The organism is Streptococcus nidrosiense (assembly GCF_042140045.1).
GTDB classification, from domain to species: domain Bacteria; phylum Bacillota; class Bacilli; order Lactobacillales; family Streptococcaceae; genus Streptococcus; species Streptococcus nidrosiense.
Window position 1 is genome coordinate 967,961 of sequence record NZ_CP152419.1, and the last position, 26,005, is coordinate 993,965.

The 26,005-nt window shown below is 38.4% G+C and carries 28 protein-coding genes; 27 read left to right on the forward strand and 1 reads right to left on the reverse strand.

What is annotated here, in order from left to right; genetic code table 11:
* Positions 1-9: 9 nt before the first annotated feature.
* From AAFQ93_RS04655 to AAFQ93_RS04725, 15 genes are all read left to right on the forward strand, one after another.
* Positions 10-1,791, forward strand: coding sequence for an ABC transporter ATP-binding protein (locus AAFQ93_RS04655; protein WP_375555734.1), 1,782 nt, complete (start codon positions 10-12; stop codon positions 1,789-1,791).
* A gap of 148 nt (positions 1,792-1,939) precedes the next feature.
* Positions 1,940-2,458, forward strand: a complete 519-nt coding sequence (locus tag AAFQ93_RS04660; RefSeq protein WP_178895327.1) for a DNA starvation/stationary phase protection protein — start codon at positions 1,940-1,942, stop codon at positions 2,456-2,458.
* A 127-nt stretch (positions 2,459-2,585) separates the two neighbouring features.
* On the forward strand, positions 2,586-3,092 hold the full coding sequence (locus AAFQ93_RS04665) for a dihydrofolate reductase (protein ID WP_178895326.1): 507 nt from the start codon (positions 2,586-2,588) through the stop codon (positions 3,090-3,092).
* Positions 3,092-3,262 carry a hypothetical protein gene (locus AAFQ93_RS04670; protein ID WP_000442253.1) on the forward strand — a complete coding sequence of 57 codons (171 nt, stop codon included), beginning with the start codon at positions 3,092-3,094 and terminating at the stop codon, positions 3,260-3,262. Before AAFQ93_RS04665 ends, AAFQ93_RS04670 begins: the two co-directional genes overlap by 1 nt.
* Positions 3,263-3,293: 31 nt before the next feature.
* Positions 3,294-4,526: an ATP-dependent Clp protease ATP-binding subunit ClpX gene (gene clpX, locus AAFQ93_RS04675; RefSeq protein ID WP_006145154.1), complete on the forward strand. Its 1,233-nt coding sequence runs from the start codon at positions 3,294-3,296 to the stop codon at positions 4,524-4,526.
* 8 nt (positions 4,527-4,534) lie between these two features.
* Positions 4,535-5,122, forward strand: coding sequence for a ribosome biogenesis GTP-binding protein YihA/YsxC (yihA, locus tag AAFQ93_RS04680; RefSeq protein WP_006150399.1), 588 nt, complete (start codon positions 4,535-4,537; stop codon positions 5,120-5,122).
* A gap of 9 nt (positions 5,123-5,131) precedes the next feature.
* Positions 5,132-5,512: a RidA family protein gene (locus tag AAFQ93_RS04685; protein ID WP_001140424.1), complete on the forward strand. Its 381-nt coding sequence runs from the start codon at positions 5,132-5,134 to the stop codon at positions 5,510-5,512.
* Positions 5,513-5,563: 51 nt separating this feature from the next.
* The gene (rapZ, locus tag AAFQ93_RS04690) at positions 5,564-6,454 is read left to right on the forward strand and encodes an RNase adapter RapZ (RefSeq protein ID WP_070889283.1); all 891 of its coding nucleotides are present in this window, start codon (positions 5,564-5,566) and stop codon (positions 6,452-6,454) included.
* Positions 6,451-7,428 (forward strand): YvcK family protein, encoded by a 978-nt coding sequence (locus AAFQ93_RS04695; protein WP_001231098.1) that lies wholly within the window; start codon positions 6,451-6,453, stop codon positions 7,426-7,428. The genes rapZ and AAFQ93_RS04695 overlap by 4 nt, the downstream gene beginning before the upstream one ends.
* Complete coding sequence (whiA, locus tag AAFQ93_RS04700) at positions 7,425-8,336, forward strand: DNA-binding protein WhiA (RefSeq protein WP_375555735.1); 912 nt, start codon at positions 7,425-7,427, stop codon at positions 8,334-8,336. The genes AAFQ93_RS04695 and whiA overlap by 4 nt, the downstream gene beginning before the upstream one ends.
* A gap of 303 nt (positions 8,337-8,639) precedes the next feature.
* Positions 8,640-9,335, forward strand: a complete 696-nt coding sequence (locus AAFQ93_RS04705; RefSeq protein ID WP_375555736.1) for a lantibiotic protection ABC transporter ATP-binding protein — start codon at positions 8,640-8,642, stop codon at positions 9,333-9,335.
* A gap of 2 nt (positions 9,336-9,337) precedes the next feature.
* Positions 9,338-10,075, forward strand: a complete 738-nt coding sequence (locus AAFQ93_RS04710; RefSeq protein ID WP_375555737.1) for a lantibiotic immunity ABC transporter MutE/EpiE family permease subunit — start codon at positions 9,338-9,340, stop codon at positions 10,073-10,075.
* A complete protein-coding gene (locus AAFQ93_RS04715; protein WP_375555738.1) occupies positions 10,075-10,812 on the forward strand; it encodes a lantibiotic immunity ABC transporter MutG family permease subunit in 738 nt (245 codons plus the stop codon). Before AAFQ93_RS04710 ends, AAFQ93_RS04715 begins: the two co-directional genes overlap by 1 nt.
* 19 nt (positions 10,813-10,831) lie before the next feature.
* The gene (locus tag AAFQ93_RS04720; protein ID WP_375555739.1) at positions 10,832-11,491 is read left to right on the forward strand and encodes a response regulator transcription factor; all 660 of its coding nucleotides are present in this window, start codon (positions 10,832-10,834) and stop codon (positions 11,489-11,491) included.
* Entirely contained in the window at positions 11,482-12,861 is a 1,380-nt protein-coding gene (locus AAFQ93_RS04725; RefSeq protein WP_375555740.1) for a sensor histidine kinase, read from the forward strand. The genes AAFQ93_RS04720 and AAFQ93_RS04725 overlap by 10 nt, the downstream gene beginning before the upstream one ends.
* Before the next feature lie 382 nt (positions 12,862-13,243).
* Here AAFQ93_RS04725 and AAFQ93_RS04730 read toward each other — a convergent pair whose 3' ends face one another.
* The gene (locus AAFQ93_RS04730) at positions 13,244-14,212 is read right to left on the reverse strand and encodes an NAD(P)/FAD-dependent oxidoreductase (protein ID WP_375555741.1); all 969 of its coding nucleotides are present in this window, start codon (positions 14,210-14,212) and stop codon (positions 13,244-13,246) included.
* Between the two features lie 134 nt (positions 14,213-14,346).
* Between AAFQ93_RS04730 and cdaA the strand changes: the two genes are divergently transcribed.
* The 12 genes from cdaA to AAFQ93_RS04790 all read left to right on the forward strand — a co-directional run bounded on the left by cdaA (position 14,347) and on the right by AAFQ93_RS04790 (position 25,817).
* A complete protein-coding gene (gene cdaA, locus AAFQ93_RS04735; protein WP_375555742.1) occupies positions 14,347-15,204 on the forward strand; it encodes a diadenylate cyclase CdaA in 858 nt (285 codons plus the stop codon).
* Entirely contained in the window at positions 15,191-15,982 is a 792-nt protein-coding gene (locus AAFQ93_RS04740; RefSeq protein WP_375555743.1) for a YbbR-like domain-containing protein, read from the forward strand. Before cdaA ends, AAFQ93_RS04740 begins: the two co-directional genes overlap by 14 nt.
* Positions 15,983-16,004: 22 nt before the next feature.
* Positions 16,005-17,354, forward strand: coding sequence for a phosphoglucosamine mutase (glmM, locus tag AAFQ93_RS04745; protein ID WP_375555744.1), 1,350 nt, complete (start codon positions 16,005-16,007; stop codon positions 17,352-17,354).
* A 65-nt stretch (positions 17,355-17,419) separates the two neighbouring features.
* Complete coding sequence (locus tag AAFQ93_RS04750) at positions 17,420-17,794, forward strand: DUF1149 family protein (protein ID WP_001050093.1); 375 nt, start codon at positions 17,420-17,422, stop codon at positions 17,792-17,794.
* 3 nt (positions 17,795-17,797) lie between these two features.
* The gene (locus AAFQ93_RS04755; RefSeq protein ID WP_375555745.1) at positions 17,798-18,646 is read left to right on the forward strand and encodes a DegV family protein; all 849 of its coding nucleotides are present in this window, start codon (positions 17,798-17,800) and stop codon (positions 18,644-18,646) included.
* A 281-nt stretch (positions 18,647-18,927) separates the two neighbouring features.
* Entirely contained in the window at positions 18,928-19,695 is a 768-nt protein-coding gene (dapB, locus tag AAFQ93_RS04760) for a 4-hydroxy-tetrahydrodipicolinate reductase (protein WP_375555746.1), read from the forward strand.
* Positions 19,692-20,891 carry a CCA tRNA nucleotidyltransferase gene (locus tag AAFQ93_RS04765; protein WP_375555747.1) on the forward strand — a complete coding sequence of 400 codons (1,200 nt, stop codon included), beginning with the start codon at positions 19,692-19,694 and terminating at the stop codon, positions 20,889-20,891. Before dapB ends, AAFQ93_RS04765 begins: the two co-directional genes overlap by 4 nt.
* Positions 20,888-22,756: an ABC-F family ATP-binding cassette domain-containing protein gene (locus tag AAFQ93_RS04770; RefSeq protein WP_375555748.1), complete on the forward strand. Its 1,869-nt coding sequence runs from the start codon at positions 20,888-20,890 to the stop codon at positions 22,754-22,756. Before AAFQ93_RS04765 ends, AAFQ93_RS04770 begins: the two co-directional genes overlap by 4 nt.
* Positions 22,756-23,352 carry a hypothetical protein gene (locus AAFQ93_RS04775; RefSeq protein ID WP_223140705.1) on the forward strand — a complete coding sequence of 199 codons (597 nt, stop codon included), beginning with the start codon at positions 22,756-22,758 and terminating at the stop codon, positions 23,350-23,352. Before AAFQ93_RS04770 ends, AAFQ93_RS04775 begins: the two co-directional genes overlap by 1 nt.
* A gap of 131 nt (positions 23,353-23,483) precedes the next feature.
* Positions 23,484-23,996 (forward strand): adenine phosphoribosyltransferase, encoded by a 513-nt coding sequence (locus tag AAFQ93_RS04780; RefSeq protein WP_001049312.1) that lies wholly within the window; start codon positions 23,484-23,486, stop codon positions 23,994-23,996.
* A 193-nt stretch (positions 23,997-24,189) separates the two neighbouring features.
* Positions 24,190-25,134 (forward strand): homoserine O-succinyltransferase, encoded by a 945-nt coding sequence (metA, locus tag AAFQ93_RS04785; protein WP_375555749.1) that lies wholly within the window; start codon positions 24,190-24,192, stop codon positions 25,132-25,134.
* Positions 25,135-25,142: 8 nt separating this feature from the next.
* Positions 25,143-25,817 (forward strand): DnaD domain-containing protein, encoded by a 675-nt coding sequence (locus tag AAFQ93_RS04790; protein ID WP_375555750.1) that lies wholly within the window; start codon positions 25,143-25,145, stop codon positions 25,815-25,817.
* Positions 25,818-26,005: the final 188 nt, after the last annotated feature.

Here is a 26,005-nt window from a genome sequence, read left to right on the forward strand (position 1 = left end):
AGGTAAAGGATGAAACAACAATCTAGTCTAGCTCGTCTATGGAGCTATTTAAAAGCCTACCGTTTCTCTGTTTTCTTTGCAGTTTTCTTGAAAATAGTCAGCGTCATTATGAGTGTTATCGAGCCATTCGTATTGGGGCTTGCTATCACTGAGTTAACCAGTAACCTTCTTGCCATGGCAAATGGTGTTGCAGGAGCAGGCATTAATACTAGCTATATTGCAGTAATTCTAGTGATTTATCTCTTGCGTGGTCTTCTCTATGAGTTGGGGTCATATTATTCAAACTACTTTATGACCAATGCGGTGCAGTCCATGATACAGGATTTGCGAAATGAAATGAGCGAAAAAATCAATCGCATCCCTGTGTCCTACTTTGACAAGCACCAGTTTGGTGATTTATTAGGTCGATTTACCAGTGACGTTGAAACTGTTTCAAATGCCCTTCAACAATCCTTCTTACAGATTGTCAATGCTGTTTTTACCATTCTTTTTGTTATGGGAATGGTCCTCTATCTAAATCTTCAGTTGGCCATCATTGTTATCTTGTCGATTCCGATAACTTATTTTGGGGCTAAAACAATTCTGAATCGTTCGCAACCATACTTTAAACAGCAGGCAGCCATTCTAGGAAGTATGAATGGATTTGTACAGGAAAGCTTGACTGGTTTCAATGTTCTTAAACTTTTCGGACGTGAAGAGAAATCTCAAGAGAGATTTGAAAAGATTACGGATGAATTGCAACAAGTTGGATTCAAGGCTAGCTTCATTTCAGGTTTGATGATGCCTGCCCTTCATATTGTATCGGATTTAACTTACTTAATTGTTGCAGTATTAGGTGGATTGCAGGTTATCGCAGGACGCTTAACCATTGGTAATATGCAAGCTTTCGTTCAGTATGTGTGGCAGGTTAGTCAACCAATCCAAAATATCACTCAATTAGCGGGACAAATGCAAAGTGCTAAGTCTTCGCTTGATCGTGTCTTCGAAGTTTTGGATGAACAGGAAGAAGCCCAAACTGCTGAAGTGAAAGAACTGGCACCATTGACAGGTCAGGTTAGCTTCAAGAATGTTGATTTCCAATACGTGGAAAATAAACCATTGATTCGCAATTTCAATCTGGATGTTGAACCAGGAGAGATGGTGGCTATCGTAGGACCAACTGGAGCAGGAAAAACAACCTTAATTAACCTTCTCATGCGTTTTTATGATGTAACTGCTGGAGCTATTTTAGTGGACGGTCAAGATATTCGTGACCTGTCTCGTCAGGACTATCGTCGACAGTTTGGGATGGTATTGCAGGATGCCTGGCTCTATGAAGGCAGTATCAAGGAAAATCTTCGCTTTGGGAATCTTGAGGCAACAGATGAAGAAATCGTTGAAGCTGCTAAGGCTGCCAATGTTGACCACTTTATCCGCACCCTTCCTGGTGGTTACAACATGGAAATGAACCAAGAGTCAAGTAATATTTCTCTTGGTCAGAAGCAACTTTTGACTATTGCGCGTGCCCTCTTGGCTGATCCAAAAATTCTAATCCTTGACGAAGCGACCTCATCAGTCGATACGCGTCTAGAACTCTTGATTCAAAAAGCCATGAAGCGTTTGATGAAGGGGAGAACAAGCTTTGTTATCGCCCATCGCCTTTCTACTATTCAGGAAGCGGACAAGATTTTGGTGCTGAAAGATGGACAGATTATCGAACAAGGAAATCATGAAAGTCTCTTAGCTTCAAAAGGTTTCTATTATGACCTTTATCAAAGCCAATTTTCTGGTAAAGACGCAGAAAACAACTAAAAAATTACGACTTCCTATTCTTAAATTATCAGTCTATTGCAACTTTTTTAATATGGGTTAATTTTCTTGCTTTTGTCTACTAGGTGTAGTATACTGAGATAGTAATCAATAAATATGGTTGCAAAAATAATATTATGAGGTGAGAAAAATGGTAGAATTGAAAAAAGATGCATTAAAAGACGTAACAACATTATCTAAGACAGCTCCTGAAACGCTAGTAAAAACGAAAGAAGTCTTGAATCAAGCCGTAGCAGACTTGTATGTAGCGCATATCGCTCTTCATCAAGTACACTGGTACATGCGTGGACGTGGTTTTATGGTATGGCATCCTAAGATGGATGAATATATGAATAGCCTTGATGGTTACCTTGATGAAATCAGCGAACGCTTGATCACTCTTGGTGGCAAACCTTACTCTACTTTGACAGAATTCCTTCAACACAGTGAAATCGAAGAAGAAGTTGGAGAATTCCGTAACGTAGAAGAAAGTTTAGAGCGTGTTCTATCTATTTATCGTTACCTCATCACACTCTTCCAAAAAGCATTGGATGTAACTGATGAGGAAGGTGATGATGTTACTAATGATATCTTCGTTGGTGCTAAGGCTGACCTTGAAAAAACAGTCTGGATGCTTGCGGCAGAATTAGGACAAGCACCTGGTTTGTAAGATACTGAATTTTTCTAAAAATCCGTAGAAGTTTTCTACGGATTTTTTCTATTCAGGAGGGCATTCCAAAACAGTCTTTTTTGAAGATTTTTGATAAAATAGAACTATCAATAAAAAGGATGAAAGCATGACAAAGAAAATCGTAGCCATCTGGGCACAAGATGAAAAGGGTGTAATCGGAAAAGAGGATCGCTTACCATGGCATTTGCCAGCAGAGTTAAAACATTTTAAAGAAACAACCTTGAATCATGCCATCTTGATGGGACGTGTCACCTTTGATGGAATGGGACGACGATTGCTTCCAGGACGTGAGACCCTGATTTTGACGCGCAACCCTGAAGAGTCAATTGAGGGTGCTCTGGTTTTCCAAAATGTTGAGGACGTTTTAGACTGGTATCAGAACCAGGATAAAAATCTCTATATCATCGGGGGCAAGCAGATTTTTCAGCTTTTTGAACCTTATCTCGATGAGATTATTGTGACACAAATCCATGCTCAAGTTGAAGGGGATACTTATTTCCCAGCAGATTTTGACTTGACTGTTTTTGAGACTCTTGCAAGCAAATCTTATACTAGAGATGAGAAAAATGCCTATGATTTTACCATCGAATATAGAAAGAGAAAGGAAGTCTAATGGAGCGTAGTATTTTTGGATTTTTTACAGCTCTTTTGTGTGCTGTCTGTTTTGTAGCTGGAACACACGCTTTTCGTAAAAAGCGCTTTGGACTTGCTACTCTACTTTGGCTTAATGCCTTTACAAACTTGGTGAATAGCATTCATGCTTTTTATATGACCTTATTTTAGAGAGAATGAATAATTAGAACGGAAGGGAATCATGCCTACAAATAGGAAAAATGATATGATGGTTTATTGCTCATTTTGTGGCAAAAGCCAAGAAGAAGTTAAAAAAATAATCGCTGGGAACAACGCTTTTATCTGTAATGAGTGTGTGGAGTTAGCCCAGGAAATTATTCGTGAGGAGTTGGCAGAGGAAGTCCTAGCAGACTTATCTGAAGTACCAAAACCAATCGAACTCTTAAACATCTTGAACCACTATGTGATTGGTCAAGATCGTGCCAAACGTGCCTTGGCAGTAGCTGTATATAACCACTACAAACGCATCAATTTCCATGACACTCGTGAAGAGTCAGAAGATGTGGATTTGCAAAAATCAAACATTTTGATGATTGGCCCAACAGGTTCAGGTAAGACTTTCCTTGCTCAAACTCTTGCTAGAAGTTTGAATGTACCTTTTGCCATCGCAGATGCAACAGCTCTTACTGAGGCTGGTTATGTTGGTGAGGACGTGGAGAATATCCTCCTCAAACTCTTGCAAGCAGCTGACTTTAACATCGAACGTGCAGAACGTGGGATTATCTACGTGGATGAAATTGACAAGATTGCCAAGAAGAGCGAGAACGTGTCTATCACACGTGACGTTTCTGGTGAAGGGGTGCAACAAGCCCTCCTCAAGATTATTGAAGGTACAGTAGCAAGTGTTCCTCCACAAGGTGGACGCAAACATCCACAACAAGAGATGATTCAAGTAGATACTAAGAATATTCTCTTCATTGTTGGTGGAGCCTTCGATGGCATCGAAGAGATTGTCAAACAGCGTCTTGGTGAAAAAGTTATCGGTTTTGGACAAAACAACAAGGCCATTGACGAAAACAGCTCATACATGCAAGAAATCATCGCAGAAGATATTCAAAAATTCGGTATTATTCCTGAGTTGATTGGACGCTTGCCTGTCTTTGCAGCCTTGGAGCAGTTGACTGTAGATGATTTGGTTCGCATCTTGAAGGAACCAAGAAATGCCTTGGTTAAACAATACCAGACCTTGCTTTCTTATGATGATGTTGAGCTTGAATTTGACGACGAAGCTCTCCAAGAAATTGCAAACAAAGCCATCGAACGTAAAACGGGTGCGCGTGGTCTTCGCTCAATTATCGAAGAAACCATGCTAGATGTTATGTTTGAGGTTCCAAGTCAAGAAAATGTGAAAACTGTTCGTATCACAAAAGAAGCAGTTGACGGAACGGCTAAGCCAATTCTAGAGACAGCCTAGAGGTGACTATGGAAATCAATACACACAATGCTGAGATTTTGCTGAGTGCAGCCAACAAGTCCCACTATCCAGAGGATGAACTTCCTGAAATTGCTCTTGCAGGGCGCTCAAATGTTGGGAAGTCAAGCTTTATCAACACCATGCTCAATCGTAAAAATCTAGCTCGTACCTCTGGAAAACCAGGAAAAACACAACTACTCAATTTCTTTAATATTGATGACAAGATGCGTTTTGTGGATGTGCCTGGCTATGGATACGCCCGTGTTTCCAAAAAAGAACGTGAAAAATGGGGTCGTATGATTGAAGAGTACTTGACTACTCGAGAAAATCTTCGAGCGGTTGTTAGTCTTGTAGACCTTCGCCATGATCCGACGGCTGATGATGTACAGATGTACGAATTTCTTAAATATTACGAAATTCCTGTCATCATTGTGGCGACTAAAGCAGATAAGATTCCGCGTGGTAAATGGAATAAGCACGAATCAGCTATTAAAAAGAAATTAAACTTTGATCCAAGTGATGATTTCATCCTCTTTTCTTCAGTGACAAAAGCAGGAATGGACCAAGCTTGGGATGCTATTTTAGAAAAATTGTGAGGAATACAAATGGCAAAAACAATTCATACAGATAAAGCTCCAAAGGCAATTGGACCTTACGTTCAAGGAAAAATCGTTGGCAACCTTTTGTTTGCTAGCGGTCAAGTACCTCTATCTCCTGAAACTGGAGAAATCGTAGGAGAAACGATCCAAGAACAGACTGAACAAGTTTTGAAAAACATTGGAGCTATTTTGGCAGAAGCGGGAACGGATTTTGACCATGTTGTTAAAACAACTTGCTTCTTGAGTGATATGAACGACTTTGTACCTTTCAATGAGGTATACCAAACAGCCTTTAACAAGGAATTTCCAGCTCGTTCAGCTGTAGAAGTAGCTCGTCTTCCTCGCGATGTAAAAGTCGAAATTGAAGTCATCGCAGAGATTGGATAAGCGAGTTGAAGTTTGGTTCTTCCAAACTTCTTTTGATATAAGGAGACAAAGATGACAAAGAAACAACTTCACCTGGTGATTGTTACAGGGATGAGTGGTGCAGGGAAAACTGTAGCCATTCAATCTTTTGAAGATTTAGGATATTTTACGATTGATAATATGCCGCCTGCCCTCTTACCAAAGTTTTTGCAGTTGGTTGAGACCAAGGATGATGATCATAAGTTGGCCCTAGTAGTGGATATGCGTAGTCGTTCCTTCTTCTCAGAGATTCAGGCTGTCTTGGATGAATTGGAAAACCAAGATGATTTAGACTTTAAAATCCTCTTTTTGGATGCGGCAGATAAGGAATTGGTGGCACGCTATAAGGAAACTAGAAGAAGCCACCCTCTGGCAGCAGATGGTCGTATTTTGGACGGAATTAAGCTGGAACGTGAACTCTTGGCACCATTAAAAAATATGAGTCAAAACGTGGTAGACACGACAGAGTTAACTCCACGTGAACTTCGTAAGACCATTGCAGAGCAGTTTTCGGACCAAGAACAAACGCAGTCTTTCCGTATCGAGGTCATGTCATTTGGGTTTAAATACGGTATTCCAATTGATGCCGATTTGGTATTTGATGTTCGCTTTTTACCAAACCCTTACTATCTGCCAGAACTTCGTAATCAGACAGGTGAAGACCAGGCAGTTTATGACTATGTCATGAACCATGAGGAATCTGAAGATTTCTACCGTCATTTGTTAGCCTTGGTTGAACCAATCCTACCAGGCTATAAAAAAGAGGGCAAATCAGTCTTAACTATTGCGATTGGTTGTACTGGTGGACAGCATAGAAGTGTCGCTTTTGCCAAGCGTTTAGCAACTGACCTATCTAAAAGTTGGCCTGTAAATGAAAGTCATCGTGATAAAGACCGAAGAAAGGAAACGGTAAACCGTTCATGAGAAAACCCAAAATTACGGTGATTGGTGGAGGAACCGGAATCCCTGTTATTTTAAAAAGTTTGCGGGAAAGAGATGTCGACATTGCAGCCATTGTAACCGTCGCTGATGACGGAGGTTCATCAGGTGAACTGCGTAAAAATATGCAGCAGTTGACACCACCTGGGGATTTACGCAATGTACTTGTTGCCATGTCAGATATGCCAAAGTTCTATGAGAAGGTTTTTCAATACCGCTTTTCGGAGGATGCAGGTGCTTTTGCTGGACATCCTCTGGGGAATATTCTCATAGCAGGGCTTTCTGAAATGCAGGGTTCAACCTATAATGCTATGCAATTACTGAGTAAATTTTTTCATACGACAGGTAAGATTTATCCATCTAGTGATCATCCCTTAACCTTGCACGCAGTCTTTAAAGATGGTTCAGAAGTAGCTGGGGAAAGTCACATTGCAGACCATCCAGGCATGATTGATCATGTTTACGTCACCAATACCCTGGATGATGAAAAACCACAAGCAAGTCGTCGAGTTGTGAATACCATTCTTGAGAGTGATATGATTGTCTTAGGGCCTGGTTCACTCTTTACCTCCATTTTGCCGAATATCGTCATTGAAGAGATTGGAAAAGCCCTTCTTGAAACCAAAGCAGAGGTGGCTTATGTTTGCAATATCATGACCCAGCGTGGCGAGACAGAGCATTTCACAGACAGTGACCACGTAGAAGTCTTGCAACGTCATTTGGGTAGACCATTTATTGATACTGTGCTTGTTAATATCGAGAAGGTACCTAGAGATTATATGGATACCAACCGTTTTGATGAGTATTTAGTACAGGTTGAGCATGATTTTGAAGGCTTACGTAAGCAAGTCCCACGTGTCATTTCATCCAACTTCCTACGTTTGGAAAATGGTGGCGCCTTCCACGATGGGGATTTAATCGTTGATGAATTGATGCGCATCATACAGGTGAGAAAATGAGTTTCACAGTAGCAGTAAAAGAAGAAATCCTAGGTCAGCACCATCTGAGTCGCCACGAACTATCTGCCATTATTAAGATGTCTGGTAGTATTGGTTTATCGACTTCTGGCTTGACCTTGTCCGTCATTACAGAAAATGCCAAGTTAGCCCGTCATCTCTATGAATCTTTTTTGCACTTCTATGAGATTAAATCAGAAATTCGTCACCATCAGAGGAGTAATCTTCGTAAAAATCGAGTTTATACTGTTTTTACGGATGAGCGAGTCCAAGAACTACTCAGTGATTTGCACTTGGCAGACTCCTTCTTTGGACTAGAGACTGGTATTGCGCCTGAAATTCTAGCAGATGAGGAAGCAGGTCGTGCCTATCTCTGTGGAGCCTTTTTGGCAAACGGAAGTATTCGGGATCCAGACTCTGGTAAATACCAGCTTGAGATCAGCTCAGTCTATCTGGACCATGCCCAAGGGATTGCGGCGCTTCTTCAGCATTTCTTGTTGGATGCCAAGGTGATTGAACGAAAAAAAGGTGCAGTGACCTATCTTCAGCGTGCTGAGGATATCATGGACTTTCTCATAGTTATTGGAGCCATGCAGGCGCGTGATACTTTCGAAGGCATCAAAATTTTACGTGAAACTCGTAATGACCTCAATCGTGCTAATAATGCAGAGACGGCTAATATTGCTCGGACGGTTTCAGCAAGCATGAAAACCATCAACAATATCAGTAAGATCAAAGATAGAATTGGCTTGGATAATCTGCCAGCAGACTTGCAGGAAGTTGCCCGTCTGCGTATCCAGCATCCAGACTATTCTATCCAGAAGCTGGCAGATAGTCTGACAAATCCCTTAACCAAAAGTGGTGTCAATCATCGCTTGAGAAAGATCAACAAAATCGCAGAGGAACTGTAAAATATAATATATTGATGTTCAAAAAAGATATATCGAGATAGATGTTTGAAAAATTTTTAAAATAACCTCAAATCCTAAAAATTCTACTGAAATTTCATTCAGTAGAATTTTCATTTTCAGAGGACTCGTTATTTTAAGAGATTAAGGTCTAAACAGAATACTAAAAATTTCAAATTTTTTTAATCTTCATTAAATTGCGTATTTATAGTTTATTTTTTTAAATCAATAAAAGTTATGTATTTTCTTTATAAAATCTTTAAATTTATATTTTATTATTGAAGTGTAAATTTAAGGAGGATCAAAATGGAAAAAAATATTTTAGAGACAAAGAATTTGTCAAAGAAATTTGGGAATCAACTTGTAGTGAATAATATTTCATTACAAGTGAAAGAGAATTGTATCTACGGATTACTTGGTCCAAATGGTGCTGGGAAATCAACAACACTAAAGATGATAACAGGAATGCTCCATAAATCGTCCGGAGATATTATATTTAATGATCATACATGGAGTAGAAAGGATCTTGAACAAATTGGTGCCTTGATAGAGCTACCTCCGTTATATGAGAACTTAAGTGCAAGAGAAAATTTAAAAGTAAGAACAATGTTACTTGGATTACCCGAATCAAGAATTGATGAAGTTCTAAAAATCGTTGGTCTATCAAATACAGGTAAAAAAAGAAGTGGAAAATTTTCTTTGGGAATGAAACAACGATTAGGAATTGCAATAGCACTGTTAAATAATCCTAAATTATTAATTTTAGATGAGCCAACCAACGGCTTAGATCCATTGGGAATTCAAGAATTAAGGGAGATGATTCTTGGCTTTCCAAAACAAGGCATTACAGTAATTCTATCCAGCCATAACATTTCCGAAGTTGAGCAAGTTGCAGATTATATCGGAATAATATGTGAAGGTGAATTAAAATACCAAGATATAAAAAACTCTCAAGAAAGTTTAGAAAATTTATTTTTGGAAGTAGTAAAGAAGGAGAATTAAAAATGATAAATTATATCCTTAGTGATTATTTAAAATATAAAAGAACTTTTTTAAAAAAAATAATCTATATAATACCTATATCTTTGATAATTCTTTCTTATATACTGGCACCACCATATTTTACAGTAGATTCATATAATTGGTGGTATACTATAATTATGCCAATTACTTATGCACTGATTCCTGCTTTAATGAATCGATACGAAGATAAAAAAATAAAATATAGGGCAGTTTATCCTCTAAGTATTGATTTAAGAAAGATTTGGATATCAAAAATTATTGTAGCAAGCTATTTGATTCTGATGACAAGTTTGGTTCATTTGATAGCAGTTTTAATTGTGCAATTTATTTTTGGAAAACAAATATTTTTAAGCTATAGCTTTAGTACTTTATTAGTTTCGAGTATAGTATTAGTGGTATCAAGTATATGGCAAATTCCATTTTGCCTACTATTAGCTAAAAAGTTTGGTTTTTCTACTAGTCTTATGATAAATGGTTTATTAGGTGTTGTACTAGGAATTATGTTTTCTGCTGGAGATTATTGGTTGTTTTCCCCATATAGTTGGAGTATAAGAACTATGGTTCCAATGCTGAAAATTATGCCAAATGGACTACCAGCAGATGCAGGAAATATGATGTTAAACACATCCATTTTGCCTCCATGTATCTTCTCAATTCTGTTATTTCTTCTATTATCTTACTTATCATCTATTTGGTTTGCAAAACAGGAGGTGGGATAGTGATAAATATTTTAAAGTCTGAACTATATAAGATAAAACATACTTGGTTACCCTGGTTATATCTGTTTCTCCCAATACTATTTGTGATTATGATATATGCTGGTTTTAAATTTACGAGCCTAAGTAGGTATTCAATAGAGGATGTCACATTAAATTATTTGATTACGTTAGGTGCATTGTTCCCGATTATTATTGGTTTTATTACTGCAAAGGTAATAGAAATGGAAGCAGAAGCAGGTTGTTTTCAGATAATGTTAACTGGTTCGCAATCAAGAACTAGTATGTATATTGGTAAGTTATTATCCTTATTGTTGTGTGCATCTCTATCACTTGTTTTACTCCAAAGTAGTTTTTTGATGTTTTTTAATTATCAAGAATTTTATGATTTGATATTGGAATCAGTCTTAATGATTATCGGAGTTGTTCCGTTATATTTAATACATCTGGTTATTAGCCTCAGATTTGGGAGTGGTGCCTCTATTGGTCTTGGTTTCTTTGAAACATTGATAGCTCTGCTTGCTGTTACAAGTATGGGGGATAAGATTTGGTATTACATACCAAGTTCTTGGTCTTCAAGACTTTGTGGTCTTTATTTTGTAGATAAAATATCTGGTGAAAACTTATTTTATTATGAATTTTTTAAATGGTCTTTAGTTGCAACACCAATGATAGTTGTAATTTTATTTGTAAGTTTGATTTGGTTTAGTAAATGGAACGGCAGAACTAATATGGAATAGAAATGAAGGTGGTAATAAGATGGTGAAAATATTAGCTATAGATGATGAAATGGATCTTTTGATCTTAATCAAAAATATTTTAACGCAAAAATTATATCATGTAGATATTTTTCAAAATCCAACAGAAGTACCTATTTCTAAATTAACAGAGTATGATTTAATCTTGTTAGATATAATGATGCCAAAAATCGATGGTATATCTTATTGTAAATCTATTAGAGATAGAGTAGACTGTCCCATCTTATTTTTAACTGCAAAATCTTTGGAAAGTGACATTGTTTCAGGTTTTTCAACAGGAGCTGATGATTACATTTTAAAACCTTTTGGAGTAAATGAATTAATTGCGAGAGTTGATGCTCATTTACGTCGAGAAAACCGAGAGAGACATTTAAGTTTAAATCTTGGAGAAATTAGATTTGATTTATCAGCGAATATAATTTATGTAAATGATAAGAAAATTCCTTTTACAAAATCTGAGTATCGAATTTGTGAACTTCTGGCACGTAGACGTGGACAAGTATTTTCAAGGGAACAGATTTATGAGATGATATTTGGATATGATGGAATAGGTAATTCTTCAGCTATTTCAGAACATATTAAAAATATTCGCGCAAAATTACAGAAGGAAGGTGTATCTCCAGTAGTAACTGTATGGGGGATTGGATATAAATGGGAATAAAATTAAAAGGTCAATCACTAAAAATAATATTTTTAGAATATCTAATAAGTGTAGGAATTGTACTGTTTCTTTCGCTTGGTTTAGTAATTCTGATGTTCGCAGCCATGTATTCATTAGGATTTATTTTACCTGCTGATTACACAGAAAATCAGATTTATGAGAGGAAGAATGCGATAGCCAATACAGAGACCTTTGATAAAAATCTTATACCAGATAATGCCTCATATCTATTAATTTCAAAGGATGGAAATATCATTACTAGTTCAATGAGTAAAGATGAAGAAGATCGAGCAATTCGATACTATAATAATGAGAGAGTATATAATACCCCATCTTATAGCTATATAGAAATTTTACGAAATGACGGTTATTGTATTATTCAATATTCAGTAAAACCCTATTTTACAAATAAATTCATGGCAAAATATTTTCCTAATGTCAATGTAGTGTATGTCAGTATTCTTATTTTAGTTAGTTTACTAAATACATTGGTTGTTACAATAGTATGGGCTAAATATCTTGTGAAACAACTCTCACCTATATTTGCTGCTTCCGAAAAAATATCAGAACAAACTTTAGATTTTGAACTGCATTATTCAAGAGTCAAAGAATTTAATGAAGTTCTATTTAGTTTAGAGAAAATGAGAAATGCTTTGCAAGAGTCATTAATCAAAGAGTGGATACAGGAAGAAAACAAGCAAAAACAGATTTCTGCTTTGATACATGACTTGAAAACCCCAGTATCTATTGTTCAAGGAAATGCTGAGTTGCTTAAAAAGACATCTGTGACAGAGGACCAGAGTATTTATATAGATTATATACTGAGGAATAGCAATAGAATATCTGAATATATAAAAACACTTCTAATCATGAATAAGAATTCTAATGCCACTGAATACCAGCCACAATCGTTGGCAGTAAAAACTGTATCAGAACAATTGGTAACAGTTTCTAAAGAACTAATGTCAATTAATTCTAACAATCTAAAAACTAATGTAGTAGTTGAAGATGGTATAATGAGTGTAGACTTGAAACTCTTAGAGAGAGCATTGCAAAATGTCTTAGCGAATTCAATTGAAAATAATAATGGAATAGTTACATTGGAATTGAATTTAAAAACTGTAGATGAATTTTTAGAAATATCAGTATTAGATAACGGGAAAGGTTTTTCTGATATCGATTTAATTCACGCAAAAGAACAGTTCTATCGTGGAGATTATAGCAGGCATTCTGCAACCAATTATGGTATTGGATTATTTATTACTGAACAAATAATTAAATTACATGGTGGATCAGTAATCTTGAAAAATAGAGAAGCTTGTCGTGGTGCTGAAGTTAAATTTATATTACCGATACAGAATGATAAATGAGCCAGATTAACACTTAACTTATGTAATAATTAATCTAACAGCCACTAACATCAAACTTTATAACATGTTCATAACTGTATTTAACGTCAATTTGTAAATGTTAACTTCGAACTTTCACTACAAATTACACTAAGATAGAATATTATCTAGTATTACTCATACGGTGCACAGAGTTTGTTAGTCTGAATATGTCGGAATGAGGGGAAATATTAAAAAACTAATCAATAAGTATTAAACTTTCTATAAAAAGCAAATAAAGGTGGTTAGTGGAAAAGTTTTTAAAATCATAAAAACGCATAATAGCAAGTTCTTTAGATACTTGTTATTATGCGTTTTATCATGAAATTTCACTTGATTTTTTAATAAAATTGTAATTTTGACATTATAGACTTGTAGAGTGTTTTGGTTGTACTTTTTGTTCGGGGTCAATGTAGTTGATAGCATTATTAACGGCAGTTGGTGCTTCACCTAGACCGGTTGCAATCAAGTCAATCTTACCTTCATAGTAGCAGCAGTCACCGATAGCATAAATTCCAGCTTGGCTTGACTCCTGCTTGCTATTGACGATAATCTTGTGGCGGTTAAGGTCTAATCCCCATTTTTTAAGATTACCTACAGAAGATTTAAAGCCATAGTTGACAAAGAGATGATCGAGTTCAATGCTTTCTGTCTCCTCGGATTTAACTTTTGTGATTTCAAGCTTGTCAAGAGTTTGGCCGTCACCAAGAAGTTGACTCGGCACAAATGGTGTTTTGATAGTTACAGAAGACTCTTGCAAGGCTTGTACGCTATGCTCAAGTGCACGGAAGTTATCGCGGCGGTGAACAAGTGTAGTTGGAGCAATCTTTTCAAAAGCTAAAGCCCAGTCAACGGCTGAGTCTCCACCACCGAGAATGGTTATTTTCTGACCAGCATATTGTTGAATGTTAGAAACGTGGTAGTGGATATTATCATAGCCTTCAACACCTTCTAATTCGAGTGGACGTGGTTTAAAAGCACCGCCTCCCATAGCAATAATAACGGTTTTAGAAGTATGATTTCCCTTATTAGTTGTAATCTTAAAAACATCATCCTCTTTTTCAATCTCAAGAACAGTTTCATTGAGGTGAACAGGTGTCTCAAACCCTTCAAGTTGTTCCAAAAGGCGGTTAGTCAATTCTTCCCCTGTGAGGTTTGGAAAACCAGGAACATCGAGAATTTGTTTTTCAGGATATAGGATAGCAGGTTGACCACCTAGTTGAGGAAGAGAATCGATGATTTGTACTTTGGCTTGACGAAGGTGAGCATAAAAGGCTGCGAAAAGACCGACAGGTCCACCTCCTACAATGGTGATATCATATAGTTCAGACATGGTTTCTCCTTAATTCATTTCTATCATTTTATTCTATCATATTTTCTACCAATTTAAAATGAAGTAGGGGGAAGAAAATTTTCATATAAAATGATATAATGAAGAGTAGCTTTTTTATGGAGAGGAGGCCCAGAATGAATTTTCAGCAATTATCTAATCTTCAATACTGGTCTAGTTTATTTTCCAGTCCTTGGAGTATTCTGATAAATGTGATTGATATTCTTATCGTTGCCTATATCTTATACCAATTTACAAAATCAATTGCAGGAACTAAAATTATGATTTTAGTTCGTGGGGTTTTGGTCTTTATTCTAGCTCAGATTATCGCCAACACTCTAGGTTTGACAACCATTTCCTGGTTGATCAATCAATTGATTACTTATGGGGTTATTGCAGCAGTAGTTATTTTCTCTCCAGAAATTCGGACAGGTTTAGAGCGCTTGGGACGTGCGACTGATTTCTTTTCAAGTACACCAATGAGTTCAGAAGAACAGATGATTCAGGCCTTTGTTAAGGCAGTTGAATATATGAGCCCTCGTAAAATTGGAGCATTGGTCTCTGTTCAGCGTGTCAGAACTTTGCAGGAATATATTTCCACGGGGATTCCTTTAGATGCTAAGATTTCTGCAGAACTCTTAATCAATATCTTCATTCCAAACACACCTTTACATGATGGTGCAGTCATTATAAAAGGTGATCGTATAGCTGTAACATCTGCTTATCTTCCACTTACTGAGAACACTGGCATTTCTAAGGAGTTTGGAACACGACACCGTGCAGCCATTGGTTTATCTGAAGTATCAGACGCCTTAACATTTGTTGTGTCAGAAGAAACTGGAGGCATTTCCATTACCTATAATGGTGTCTTTAAGCATGATTTAACGATGGAAGAATTTGAGGAAGAACTACGTCGTATACTGATTCCGGAAAATTCACAAGAGCCAAGCTTAACAGAGCGTATATTAGGAGGCTGGAAGAATGAAAAAAAATAGTTTATATATCATCTCCTCACTCCTCTTTGCTTGCGTTTTATTTATCTACGCTACCTCTATTAATTACCAAAATAATAATAATGCAAGACCGGCTCGAACAGAAACCTATACCAATACGGTCGTAAATGTACCGATTGATATTCAGTACGATAGTGAGCAGTATTTTATTAGCGGTTTTAGTTCAGAAGTAACGGTATTTTTAACTGGATCCAATCGAGTGACCTTGGCTAGTGAGATGCAAGAAAGCACTCGAAAATTCAAGGTTATTGCAGATTTGACACAGGCGACAGAAGGAACCGTTGAAGTTCCCTTGACCATTGAAAATCTTCCGAGCGGTTTAACAGCCCTAGCAACACCACAGAAAATCACCGTTAAAATTGGGAAGAAGGCAACACGGGATAATTTACCAGTCACTCCACAGATTGACTCTGGTAAGGTTGATGAACGAATTCTCATCGATAGTGTGACCGTTTCAGATGAACGCGTTTCAGTTACAAGTGATGCCGATACCTTATCTAAGATTGATAAGATTGTGGCTGTTTTACCAACTAGTGAAAAAATTACTGGAAATTATACGGGTTCAGTTCCTCTACAAGCTATTGATAAGAATGGAACAGTTTTACCAACGGTGATTAAACCGTATGAAACAACCATGAAGATAACAACGAAACAAGCTAGATCATCAAGTAGTTCTACCTCTTCAACGACTAGCTCATCTTCAACGAAATCTTCTACTACAGGGTCTGAAACCAAACCAGACTCTTCAAAGAAAGACTAAAAAAATTAGAAAAGGATATAACATGGGTAAATATTTTGGAACGGACGGAGTCCGTGGAGAAGCAAACGTAGAACTTACGCCAGAATTAGCTTTTAAATTGGGACGTTTTGGAGGTTATGTTCTCAGTCAACATACGACTGAAGCGCCAAAAGTTTTTGTAGGACGTGACACTCGTATCTCAGGTCAAATGCTTGAAGCAGCTCTTATTGCTGGACTTCTTTCAGTGGGAATTCACGTTTATAAGCTTGGAGTTCTTGCAACACCAGCAGTAGCTTATCTTGTAAAAACAGAAGGTGCGAGCGCAGGTGTCATGATTTCAGCTAGTCACAACCCAGCCCTTGATAATGGAATCAAATTCTTTGGTGGTGACGGTTTTAAACTTGACGATGACAAGGAAGCAGAAATCGAAGCCTTGCTTGATGCGAGCGAAGATACTCTTCCACGTCCAAGTGCAGAGGGCTTAGGTACGGTTGTTGACTACCCAGAAGGTTTACGTAAGTATGAATCCTATCTTGTTTCAACTGGAACTCCTCTTGAAGGGATGAAGGTTGCCTTGGACACTGCCAACGGTGCAGCTGCAACCAGTGCTCGTCAAATTTTTGCAGATCTAGGTGCTCAATTAACAGTTATCGGTGAAACACCAGATGGCCTTAACATCAACTTGAACGTTGGTTCAACTCATCCAGAAGCCTTGCAAGAACTTGTAAAAGAAAGCAAATCTGCCATTGGTTTAGCCTTTGATGGGGATAGTGACCGTTTGATTGCTGTTGATGAAAATGGCGAAATTGTCGATGGTGACAAGATTATGTACATCATTGGGAAATATCTTTCTGAAAAAGGTCAATTGGCTCAAAACACGATTGTGACAACAGTTATGTCCAACCTCGGTTTCCATAAGGCCTTGGATCGTGAAGGGATCAATAAAGCCGTCACTGCAGTTGGAGACCGTTATGTAGTTGAGGAGATGAGAAAATCTGGCTACAATCTCGGAGGTGAGCAGTCAGGTCACGTTATCTTGATGGACTATAATACTACTGGTGATGGTCAGCTTTCAGCTGTTCAATTGACCAAGATCATGCAAGAAACAGGTAAGAGTTTGTCTCAATTGGCCTCAGAAGTGACCATTTACCCACAAAAATTGGTCAATATCCGTGTGGAAAATGCCATGAAAGAAAAAGCTATGGAAGTGCCAGCTATCAAGGCTATTATTGAGAAGATGGAAGCAGAAATGGCAGGCAACGGTCGCATCCTCGTTCGCCCAAGTGGAACGGAGCCACTCTTGCGTGTCATGGCAGAAGCCCCAACCACTGATGAAGTAGACTACTATGTAGACACTATTGCTCAAGTTGTTAAAACTGAGATTGGTATTTAGTAAATCTAGCAGAAAATAAAAAAATATGGTACAATGTCAACTATATTGTACCAATGGAGATGAAAATGAATTTAAAACGTGAACAAGAATTTGTTAGCCAGTATCACTTTGATGCGCGTAACTTTGAATGGGAAAATGAAAATGGAGCACCTGAAACTAAGGTAGATGTAAACTTCCAGTTGCTTCAGCATGATCAAGAAAATCAAGTTACCTCTTTAGTAGTTGTTTTGAGCTTTATGATTGTCTTTGATCGATTTGTCATTAGTGGAACGATTTCTCAAGTCAACCATGTTGAAGGTCGTATTATCGATCAACCAAGTGATTTCAGCCAAGAAGAGGTTGAGACACTAGCTCGTCCATGTTTGGACATGCTTAATCGTTTGACTTATGAAGTAACAGAAATTGCCCTTGATTTACCGGGAATTAATTTGGAGTTTTAAGAAATGAAATTAGCGGTCATAACAGACTCATCTGCTTTTCTACAAGCGGAAGCCTTGCGGAAAGAAGATTTATTTGTGCTAGACATTCCTGTGAATATCGATGGACAGGAGTATGTTGAAGGTGTAAATCTAACCGCTCAAGAATTTTATGAAAAAATGGCTTCAGCAAGCGAATTACCAAAAACGAGCCAACCAAGTATTGCCAAGTTGGATGAAATTTTATCATCATTAAAAGCTAAAGGCTATACACATGCCTTAGGTCTTTTCCTATCTTCTGGAATATCAGGATTTTACCAAAATATCCAGTATATGAAGGATGAATATGAAGGGTTAACCATTGCCTTTCCTGATACCCGTATTACAAGCGCTCCCCTAGGCTATATGGTTGAGAGTGTCTTGAAATGGGCAGAGCAAGGAGATGGCTTTGAGTCTATCTTAGATAAAGTAACTGAACAAATTGAAAATACCTCAGCCTTTATTATGGTGGATGATCTTGACCATCTAGTTAAGGGTGGACGACTCTCTAATGGTGCGGCTATTTTGGGGAATCTCCTTAGTATCAAGCCAATCCTATACTTCAATGACCAAGGTGTGATAGAAGTATATGAAAAGGTTCGTACAGAGAAAAAGGCTACAAAACGCTTAGTTGAAATTGTTAAAGAAGCAACAGCTAATGGGAATTACCAGATCACTGTCATTCACGGGAATGCTCCTCAAAAAGCAGTAGATTTGCGCCAGCTTTTAATCGATGGTGGAGTGGCTACAGATGTTTCAATTGCAACCTTCGGTAGTGTTATTGGGACTCACCTGGGAGAAGGAAGTATTGCTCTGGGATATACACCCATAATCTAGACTATTTTTCATGGACAGCTAAGGTCCTTTGTATCTTAAAATTGAACACGCCTGGAACCCAGTGTGAAAAAGATAGTTCTTCCAAGGAGTAGATACTCCTTGCTCAGACCTCCTATTTTCACTTTGTGTTCTTACAGGCTTTGTATCTTAGAAATTGAACACGGACTACCTGCCTCTTGAAAAAAGATGCCTGTCTTGCCTTTCGTGGAAAGTCAGCGCCATTCCCTATTTTTCATGGGCAGCTAAAGTCCTTTGTATCTTAAACAGGAGTAGAGATTGAGATGAGTATTCGAGTAATTATTGCTGGTTTTAAGGGGAGAATGGGCCAATCTGCTTGTCAAATGGTTTTGTCTGATCCTGAACTTGAACTGGTAGCGGTTTTAGATCCTTTTGAGTCTGCATCTGACTGGCAGGGAATTCCAGTATTCAATGATAAGAATGACTTGGCAGGCTTTGAAGCAGATGTCTGGGTGGACTTTACAACACCAGCTGTTGCCTATGAGAATACCCGTTTTGCGCTTGAAAATGGCTTTGCTCCTGTCGTTGGAACAACAGGTTTCACCAGTCAAGAGATCGAAGAACTAAAAGAATTTTCTCGTTCCAAAGGTTTGGGTGGCTTGATTGCTCCTAACTTTGCCTTGGGTGCTGTCTTGCTCATGCAATTTGCGGCACAAGCTGTAAAATACTTCCCAAATGTAGAGATTATTGAGCTTCACCATGACAAGAAAAAAGATGCTCCGAGCGGAACAGCTATCAAAACAGCGGAATTGATGGCAGAAGTTCGTGAGTCTATCCAACAAGGTGCTAGTGATGAGGAAGAACTCATTTCAGGGGCACGTGGAGCCAACTTTGATGGTATGCGAATCCATTCAGTCCGTTTGCCAGGTTTGGTAGCTCATCAGGAAGTTATATTTGGAAATCAGGGAGAAGGATTGACTCTACGTCATGACTCCTATGATCGTAGCTCCTTCATGACAGGAGTGAATTTGGGAATCAAAGAAGTTGTCAAGCGTCATGAGCTTGTCTATGGATTAGAACACTTATTATGAGATTAACACAAATGCCTTCTGAATTTCAGAAGGCTTTACCAGTATTAGAAAAAATTAAAGAAGCAGGCTTTGAAGCCTATTTTGTTGGAGGCTCTGTTAGGGATGCCCTACTCAATCGTCCCATCCATGATGTGGATATTGCGACTTCATCTTATCCAGAAGAGACCAAGCAGATTTTTCCACGGACAGCTGACATTGGCATTGAGCACGGAACAGTTTTGGTTTTAGACGGAGATGAAGAGTACGAAGTCACCACTTTTAGAACTGAGGATGTCTATGTAGACTACCGTAGACCAAGTTCAGTTTCTTTTGTTCGTTCGTTAGAAGAGGACCTCAAACGCCGTGATTTCACAGTCAATGCCTTTGCCTTGGATGAGATGGGAAAAATCATTGATTTGTTCGATGGTTTGAGAGATCTAGAAAATCAAGTTTTACGAGCAGTTGGTGTAGCTAGTGAGCGTTTCAATGAAGATGCTTTGCGGATTATGCGTGGTTTCCGTTTTCAGGCCAGTCTTGGCTTTGAGCTTGAGCAAGAAACCTTTGAAGCTATGAAAGATCTGACACCACTATTAGAGAAAATTTCTGTGGAACGTACTTTTGTTGAATTTGATAAACTTCTATTAGCTCCTCATTGGCGAGTAGGTCTGTCTTCTATGATTGCAAGTAAAGCTTATGATTATCTTCCGGATATGGCTGGTAGTCAGGAGAACCTCCAATCTTTATTTGACTTAGATGCTGATTTTACCTTTGAATCTTCTGAACAAGCCTGGGCTGCACTTTTATGGGTTTTAGAAGTGGAAGATGCTCAACAATTTTTGAAACATTGGAAAACTTCGCGTCAATTCGCTAAGCAAGTTCAAGATTTACTTACGATCTTAGAACTTCGTGAAGAAGGGGAACTAAGCAAGCGCGATTGTTACCGTTTTGATCTAGATTTGCTTTTACAGGCTGAAAATCTTCGTCAGTCTCAAGGAAAAGAAGTCAATCCACAGGCTATCGAAGAGACTTACCACAGCCTAACCATCCATGATAAGAAAGAAATTCAAATCAATGGTGGGATTTTGATCAAGGAATACGGCTATAAACCAGGACCAGAAATGGGAGAAATTTTAGCAGAGATTGAGTATGCTATTGTGGATGGAGATTTGGAAAATAACTTGGAAGCTATTCATGCCTACTTGAGGGAGAAAAAATGAGTGATTTTATTGTTGAAAAACTAAGTAAATCCGTTGGGGACAAGACCGTCTTTAAGGATATTTCCTTTATCATTCATGACTTGGACAGAATCGGTCTTATCGGTGTCAATGGAACTGGAAAAACAACCCTTTTAGATGTGCTTTCAGGAGTTTCTGGTTTTGATGGTGACGTAAGCCCTTTTTCGGCAAAAAATGATTACAAAATTGGCTACTTGACTCAGGACCCAGATTTTGATGATAGCAAGACTGTCTTGGATACTGTTCTATCGAGCGACCTCAAGGAAATCCAGTTAATTCGGGAGTATGAACTGCTTATGCTCAACTACAGTGAGGACAAGCAGTCGCGTCTAGAACGGGTCATGGCGGAGATGGATTCTCTCCAAGCATGGGAAATCGAAAGTCAGGTCAAGACCGTTCTCAGCAAGTTGGGAATTCAGGATTTATCAACTCCCGTTGGAGCCCTGTCAGGTGGTTTGCGAAGACGGGTTCAGTTGGCCCAAGTGCTGTTAGGAAATCACGATCTTTTGCTTTTGGATGAACCAACCAACCACTTGGATATTGCCACGATTGAGTGGCTGACCCTCTTTTTGAAAAATTCCAAAAAAACGGTTCTCTTTATCACCCACGATCGTTATTTCCTAGATGCGCTTTCGACGAGAATTTTCGAGTTGGACCGAGCTGGTTTGACCGAATATCAAGGAAATTACCAAGACTATGTTCGTCTCAAGGCTGAACAGGATGAGCGTGACGCAGCTCTTCTTCACAAAAAGGAACAACTTTACAAACAAGAATTAGCTTGGATGAGACGACAACCTCAGGCTCGTGCGACCAAGCAACAAGCTCGTATCAATCGATTCCATGATCTGAAAAAAGAAGTCTCAGGAACTACAGCTGAGACAGACTTGAGCATGAATTTTGAAACCAGCCGTATCGGTAAAAAGGTCATCGAGTTTAAGGATGTTTCCTTTGCCTATGACGACAAGCCGCTTCTGAAACATTTTAACCTTTTGGTCCAAGCCAAAGACCGTATCGGAATCGTTGGTGACAATGGTGTTGGTAAGTCAACTCTTCTCAATCTCATTGCGAGAAGTCTTGAGCCAACGGAAGGAGAGGTTATTATCGGTGAAACAGTTCGCATCGCCTATTTCTCTCAACAAATCGAAGGTCTGGATGAAAGCAAGCGGGTTATTAACTACCTGCAGGAAGTGGCAGAAGAAGTCAAGACCAGTGGAGGTTCTACGACATCTATCGCTGAGTTGCTAGAGCAGTTCCTTTTCCCTCGTTCAACGCACGGTACTTTGATTGAGAAGCTGTCAGGTGGAGAGAAGAAACGTCTGTACCTTCTTAAACTTCTTTTGGAAAAACCAAATGTGCTACTATTGGACGAGCCAACAAATGATTTAGACATTGCTACCTTAACCGTTTTAGAAAATTTCTTACAAGGTTTTGCAGGTCCAGTTTTGACAGTTAGTCACGATCGCTATTTCCTTGATAAGGTTGCGACTAAGATTCTTGCTTTTGAGAATGGTAGCATTCGTCCTTTCTTTGGGCATTATACCGACTACCTAGATGAAAAAGCCTTCGAAGCAGAAGCGACAAATCAAGTTCAAAAGGCTGAGAAGGAAAAAGTCGTCAAAGTCCGTGAAGAAAAGAAACGCATGACCTACCAAGAAAAGCAAGAGTGGGCAAGTATTGAAGGTGACATCGAAGCCTTGGAAAAACGTATCGCCTCTATTGAAGAAGAGATGCAGGCCAATGGCTCGGACTTTGGGAAGCTAGCTACTCTTCAAAAAGAGTTAGATGAGAAGAATGAAGCCTTGCTTGAAAAATATGAACGCTATGAATATTTAAGTGAGTTGGCGTAATGGAAGAAAAAATTATCAAATGGAGCAGTAAGAAAATCATTTGGACTATCGTTCTCTGCTTCCTTGAGTTAGCTTTTCTTCTTTGGATCCTATCTTTTATGATGACCTATCCCAAGGAAGCACCTGTGGGATTAGTGGCATTAAGACTCTTTGTCTTATTCTTAATCATCATTGTTGGATGGATTTTGTATGAACGTTTGCGACTTCTTTTTTCAGATAAAGAGTATTTGAAATGTACGGCCCAAGGTTTTTCCTATAAGCCACATCCTAAAAAAGATTGGCAGTTTTATTCCTGGGGGCAGGTAGAAACGTTTTCTCTTATGAGAATCAAGGGTGGTAGAAGTTCAAGGGATTTTTATACTATTGAAGTTCATTTTTATGACAAGAATTTTATAAAATCCAACTCTTTATGGAATCGTCTACGAAGTAGATTTTCGACTGCAAAGCAAACAAATGTTTTGAAAATCCCAATCTATTTGCTGGATGTCGGTTTACCGCGAAGAGTATTTGAAACCATGTCCTACTTTGAGCGAGAGTGGCGCATCCAACAAAATCGTCAACGCCATCAAAACTCTAAAAGCAAAAAGAAGAAATGATTTTATTAAGCGAGCAATAGTTATAGATCTGATTAGAAGCCTTGGACTCAGTTTCCAGGGTTTCTTTCTATTTCTCTTTTCTAAGATTTATGGTATAATAGGGAGTAAAAACTTAAAAAGAAAGAAATGCTATGAACTTAAAAGATTACATTGCAAGTATTGAAAATTATCCACAAGAAGGAATTACATTCCGTGATATCAGCCCCTTGATGGCCAACGGTAATGCCTACAGCTATGCTGTTCGTGAAATTGTTCAATATGCTACTGACAAAAAGATCGATATGATCGTAGGACCAGAAGCGCGTGGATTTATCGTTGGATGTCCGGTTGCTTTTGAGTTGGGAATTGGTTTTGCTCCTGTGCGTAAACCAGGAAAATTGCCACGCGAAGTCATTTCAGCTGACTACGAAAAAGAATATGGTGTTGATACTTTGACTATGCACGCAGATGCTATCAAACCAGGACAACGTGTTCTGATCGTAGATGACCTCTTGGCAACAGGTGGTACTGTTAAGGCTACAATCGAAATGATTGAAAAATTGGGTGGAGTCGTAGCAGGTTGTGCCTTCTTGATCGAACTTGATGAGCTTAAAGGTCGTGAAGCTATCGGAGATTACGACTACAAGGTGCTTATGCATTATTAATGAAAAACAGTCCCTAGGGCTGTTTTCTCTTCATCTGATATAAAAAAAGGCTATATCTAGTTAGAGAAAAACTATAATTGAAAACTATATCTTCTTACAGTATAATAAAGGGAAGGACTTTCGTCAGCTGATTTTTTCATTTGATGACTGTATGTTCACTTGAGCCTAAACTTGATACAGTAAGGAGATTTCCATGCCGATTCGAATAGATAAAAAATTACCAGCAGTTGAGATTTTACGAACGGAAAATATTTTCGTCATGGATGACCAGCGGGCGGCTCATCAGGATATTCGGCCACTGAAAATTCTGATTTTAAACTTGATGCCACAGAAGATGGTTACAGAGACTCAGCTTTTACGACATTTAGCTAATACTCCTTTGCAGTTAGATATTGATTTCTTATATATGGAAAGTCATCAGTCGAAAACAACTCGTTCTGAGCATATGGAGACTTTTTATAAGACCTTTTCAGAAGTTCAAGACCAGTATTTTGATGGCTTGATTATCACAGGAGCACCAGTCGAACATCTCCCTTTTGAAGAAGTGGACTACTGGGAGGAATTCACTCAGGTCATCGATTGGTCAAAGACTCATGTCTTTTCAACCCTGCATATTTGCTGGGGGGCACAGGCTGGCCTCTACTATCGTTACGGCGTAGATAAACACCAGATGGCTCAAAAACTTTCGGGAATTTATCCTCAGGATGTTTTAAAAGAAGGTCATCTTTTGCTGAGAGGTTTTGATGATTTGTATGTGTCTCCTCATTCTCGTCATACAGAAATTCTCAAAGAGGACATTGTAAATAAAACCAATCTAGAGATTTTAGCATCTGGAAAAGAGGTGGGAATCTCTATCCTTGCAAGCCGAGATTTAAGAGAAGTTTATAGCTTTGGGCATTTGGAGTATGATCGTGATACGCTAGCCAAGGAATATTTCAGAGATCTAGATGCTGGTTTAGATCCCCATATACCAGAAAATTATTTCAAAAATGATGACATCCATGAACTTCCTTGTATGCGTTGGAGTTCCTCAGCAGCTCTCTTTTTCAGTAACTGGGTAAATTATGCAGTTTACCAAGAAACGCCTTTTGAGTGGAAGAGTGTGGAGGATGATGTCTCTCATTTTGGATATTTATAAGAGGAATTATGACATATTTAGACGCCTTTAAAGCGGGGAATCTAGTCCTACCTAGTGCCCTCTTTTTACACTACAATCAACTGTTCTCATCAAGCGATGATTTCTTAGTTTGGCAATTCTTTTACCTACAAAATACAACAGTTTTAGGGGAATTGTCCCCAAGTCAAATCGCTGAGAAAATAGGCAAGCAAGTTTTTGAAGTCAATCAAGCGATTTCGCGCTTGACCGAAAAAGGCTTACTCCAATATCGTACGATTGAACTCAATGGAGAAATAGAAGTTATTTTTGATGCGACCCTTGCTTTAGAACGTTTGGACCAGATTTTTGAAAAACAAGAACCAAGCCAAGCTGTACCCGCTAAAAATGATTTGAAAGACTTGGTGGAAACCTTCCAACAAGAGTTAGGTCGTCTCCTGAGTCCTTTTGAAATTGAGGATTTAGAAAAGAGTTTAAAAGAAGACGGAACCAGTGCTGACCTGATCAAAGAAGCCTTACGTGAAGCCGTTTTAAATGGAAAACCAAATTGGAAGTACATCCAGGCTATCCTACGAAACTGGCGTCATGAAGGCATTAAGAGTGTAGTTCAGGTAGAGGCTAAGCGTCAGGAGAGAGAAGCGACTAATCCTCAAAATGTTCAAGTTTCTGCAGATTTTCAAAATGCTATGGATCTTTGGAAAGACTAATTTTAAGTATTGATAATAGAAAAAAATGCCTACAGGCTAGAAAGAAAATCTGGCTTGTGGGCATTTTTTGTGCGTTTTATACTCAATGAAAATCAAAGAGCAAACTAGGAAGCGAGCCGCAGGTTGCTCAAAACACCGTTTTGAGGTTGTAGATGGAAGCTGACGTGATTTGAAGAGATTTTCGAAGA

Coding starts and splice junctions, on each gene's coding strand:
- yihA (WP_006150399.1), top strand. CDS start 4,535: ATGGAAATCAATACACACAATGCTGAGATTTTGCTGAGTGCAGCCAAC.
- AAFQ93_RS04750 (WP_001050093.1), top strand. CDS start 17,420: ATGAATTTAAAACGTGAACAAGAATTTGTTAGCCAGTATCACTTTGAT.
- AAFQ93_RS04705 (WP_375555736.1), top strand. CDS start 8,640: ATGGAAAAAAATATTTTAGAGACAAAGAATTTGTCAAAGAAATTTGGG.
- AAFQ93_RS04765 (WP_375555747.1), top strand. CDS start 19,692: ATGAGATTAACACAAATGCCTTCTGAATTTCAGAAGGCTTTACCAGTA.
- AAFQ93_RS04720 (WP_375555739.1), top strand. CDS start 10,832: ATGGTGAAAATATTAGCTATAGATGATGAAATGGATCTTTTGATCTTA.
- AAFQ93_RS04730 (WP_375555741.1), bottom strand. CDS start 14,212: ATGTCTGAACTATATGATATCACCATTGTAGGAGGTGGACCTGTCGGT.
- AAFQ93_RS04655 (WP_375555734.1), top strand. CDS start 10: ATGAAACAACAATCTAGTCTAGCTCGTCTATGGAGCTATTTAAAAGCC.
- cdaA (WP_375555742.1), top strand. CDS start 14,347: ATGAATTTTCAGCAATTATCTAATCTTCAATACTGGTCTAGTTTATTT.
- AAFQ93_RS04775 (WP_223140705.1), top strand. CDS start 22,756: ATGGAAGAAAAAATTATCAAATGGAGCAGTAAGAAAATCATTTGGACT.
- AAFQ93_RS04770 (WP_375555748.1), top strand. CDS start 20,888: ATGAGTGATTTTATTGTTGAAAAACTAAGTAAATCCGTTGGGGACAAG.
- AAFQ93_RS04685 (WP_001140424.1), top strand. CDS start 5,132: ATGGCAAAAACAATTCATACAGATAAAGCTCCAAAGGCAATTGGACCT.
- AAFQ93_RS04710 (WP_375555737.1), top strand. CDS start 9,338: ATGATAAATTATATCCTTAGTGATTATTTAAAATATAAAAGAACTTTT.
- AAFQ93_RS04725 (WP_375555740.1), top strand. CDS start 11,482: ATGGGAATAAAATTAAAAGGTCAATCACTAAAAATAATATTTTTAGAA.
- AAFQ93_RS04665 (WP_178895326.1), top strand. CDS start 2,586: ATGACAAAGAAAATCGTAGCCATCTGGGCACAAGATGAAAAGGGTGTA.
- AAFQ93_RS04740 (WP_375555743.1), top strand. CDS start 15,191: ATGAAAAAAAATAGTTTATATATCATCTCCTCACTCCTCTTTGCTTGC.
- rapZ (WP_070889283.1), top strand. CDS start 5,564: ATGACAAAGAAACAACTTCACCTGGTGATTGTTACAGGGATGAGTGGT.
- AAFQ93_RS04660 (WP_178895327.1), top strand. CDS start 1,940: ATGGTAGAATTGAAAAAAGATGCATTAAAAGACGTAACAACATTATCT.
- AAFQ93_RS04755 (WP_375555745.1), top strand. CDS start 17,798: ATGAAATTAGCGGTCATAACAGACTCATCTGCTTTTCTACAAGCGGAA.
- AAFQ93_RS04780 (WP_001049312.1), top strand. CDS start 23,484: ATGAACTTAAAAGATTACATTGCAAGTATTGAAAATTATCCACAAGAA.
- clpX (WP_006145154.1), top strand. CDS start 3,294: ATGCCTACAAATAGGAAAAATGATATGATGGTTTATTGCTCATTTTGT.
- AAFQ93_RS04695 (WP_001231098.1), top strand. CDS start 6,451: ATGAGAAAACCCAAAATTACGGTGATTGGTGGAGGAACCGGAATCCCT.
- AAFQ93_RS04790 (WP_375555750.1), top strand. CDS start 25,143: ATGACATATTTAGACGCCTTTAAAGCGGGGAATCTAGTCCTACCTAGT.
- glmM (WP_375555744.1), top strand. CDS start 16,005: ATGGGTAAATATTTTGGAACGGACGGAGTCCGTGGAGAAGCAAACGTA.
- AAFQ93_RS04670 (WP_000442253.1), top strand. CDS start 3,092: ATGGAGCGTAGTATTTTTGGATTTTTTACAGCTCTTTTGTGTGCTGTC.
- whiA (WP_375555735.1), top strand. CDS start 7,425: ATGAGTTTCACAGTAGCAGTAAAAGAAGAAATCCTAGGTCAGCACCAT.
- metA (WP_375555749.1), top strand. CDS start 24,190: ATGCCGATTCGAATAGATAAAAAATTACCAGCAGTTGAGATTTTACGA.
- dapB (WP_375555746.1), top strand. CDS start 18,928: ATGAGTATTCGAGTAATTATTGCTGGTTTTAAGGGGAGAATGGGCCAA.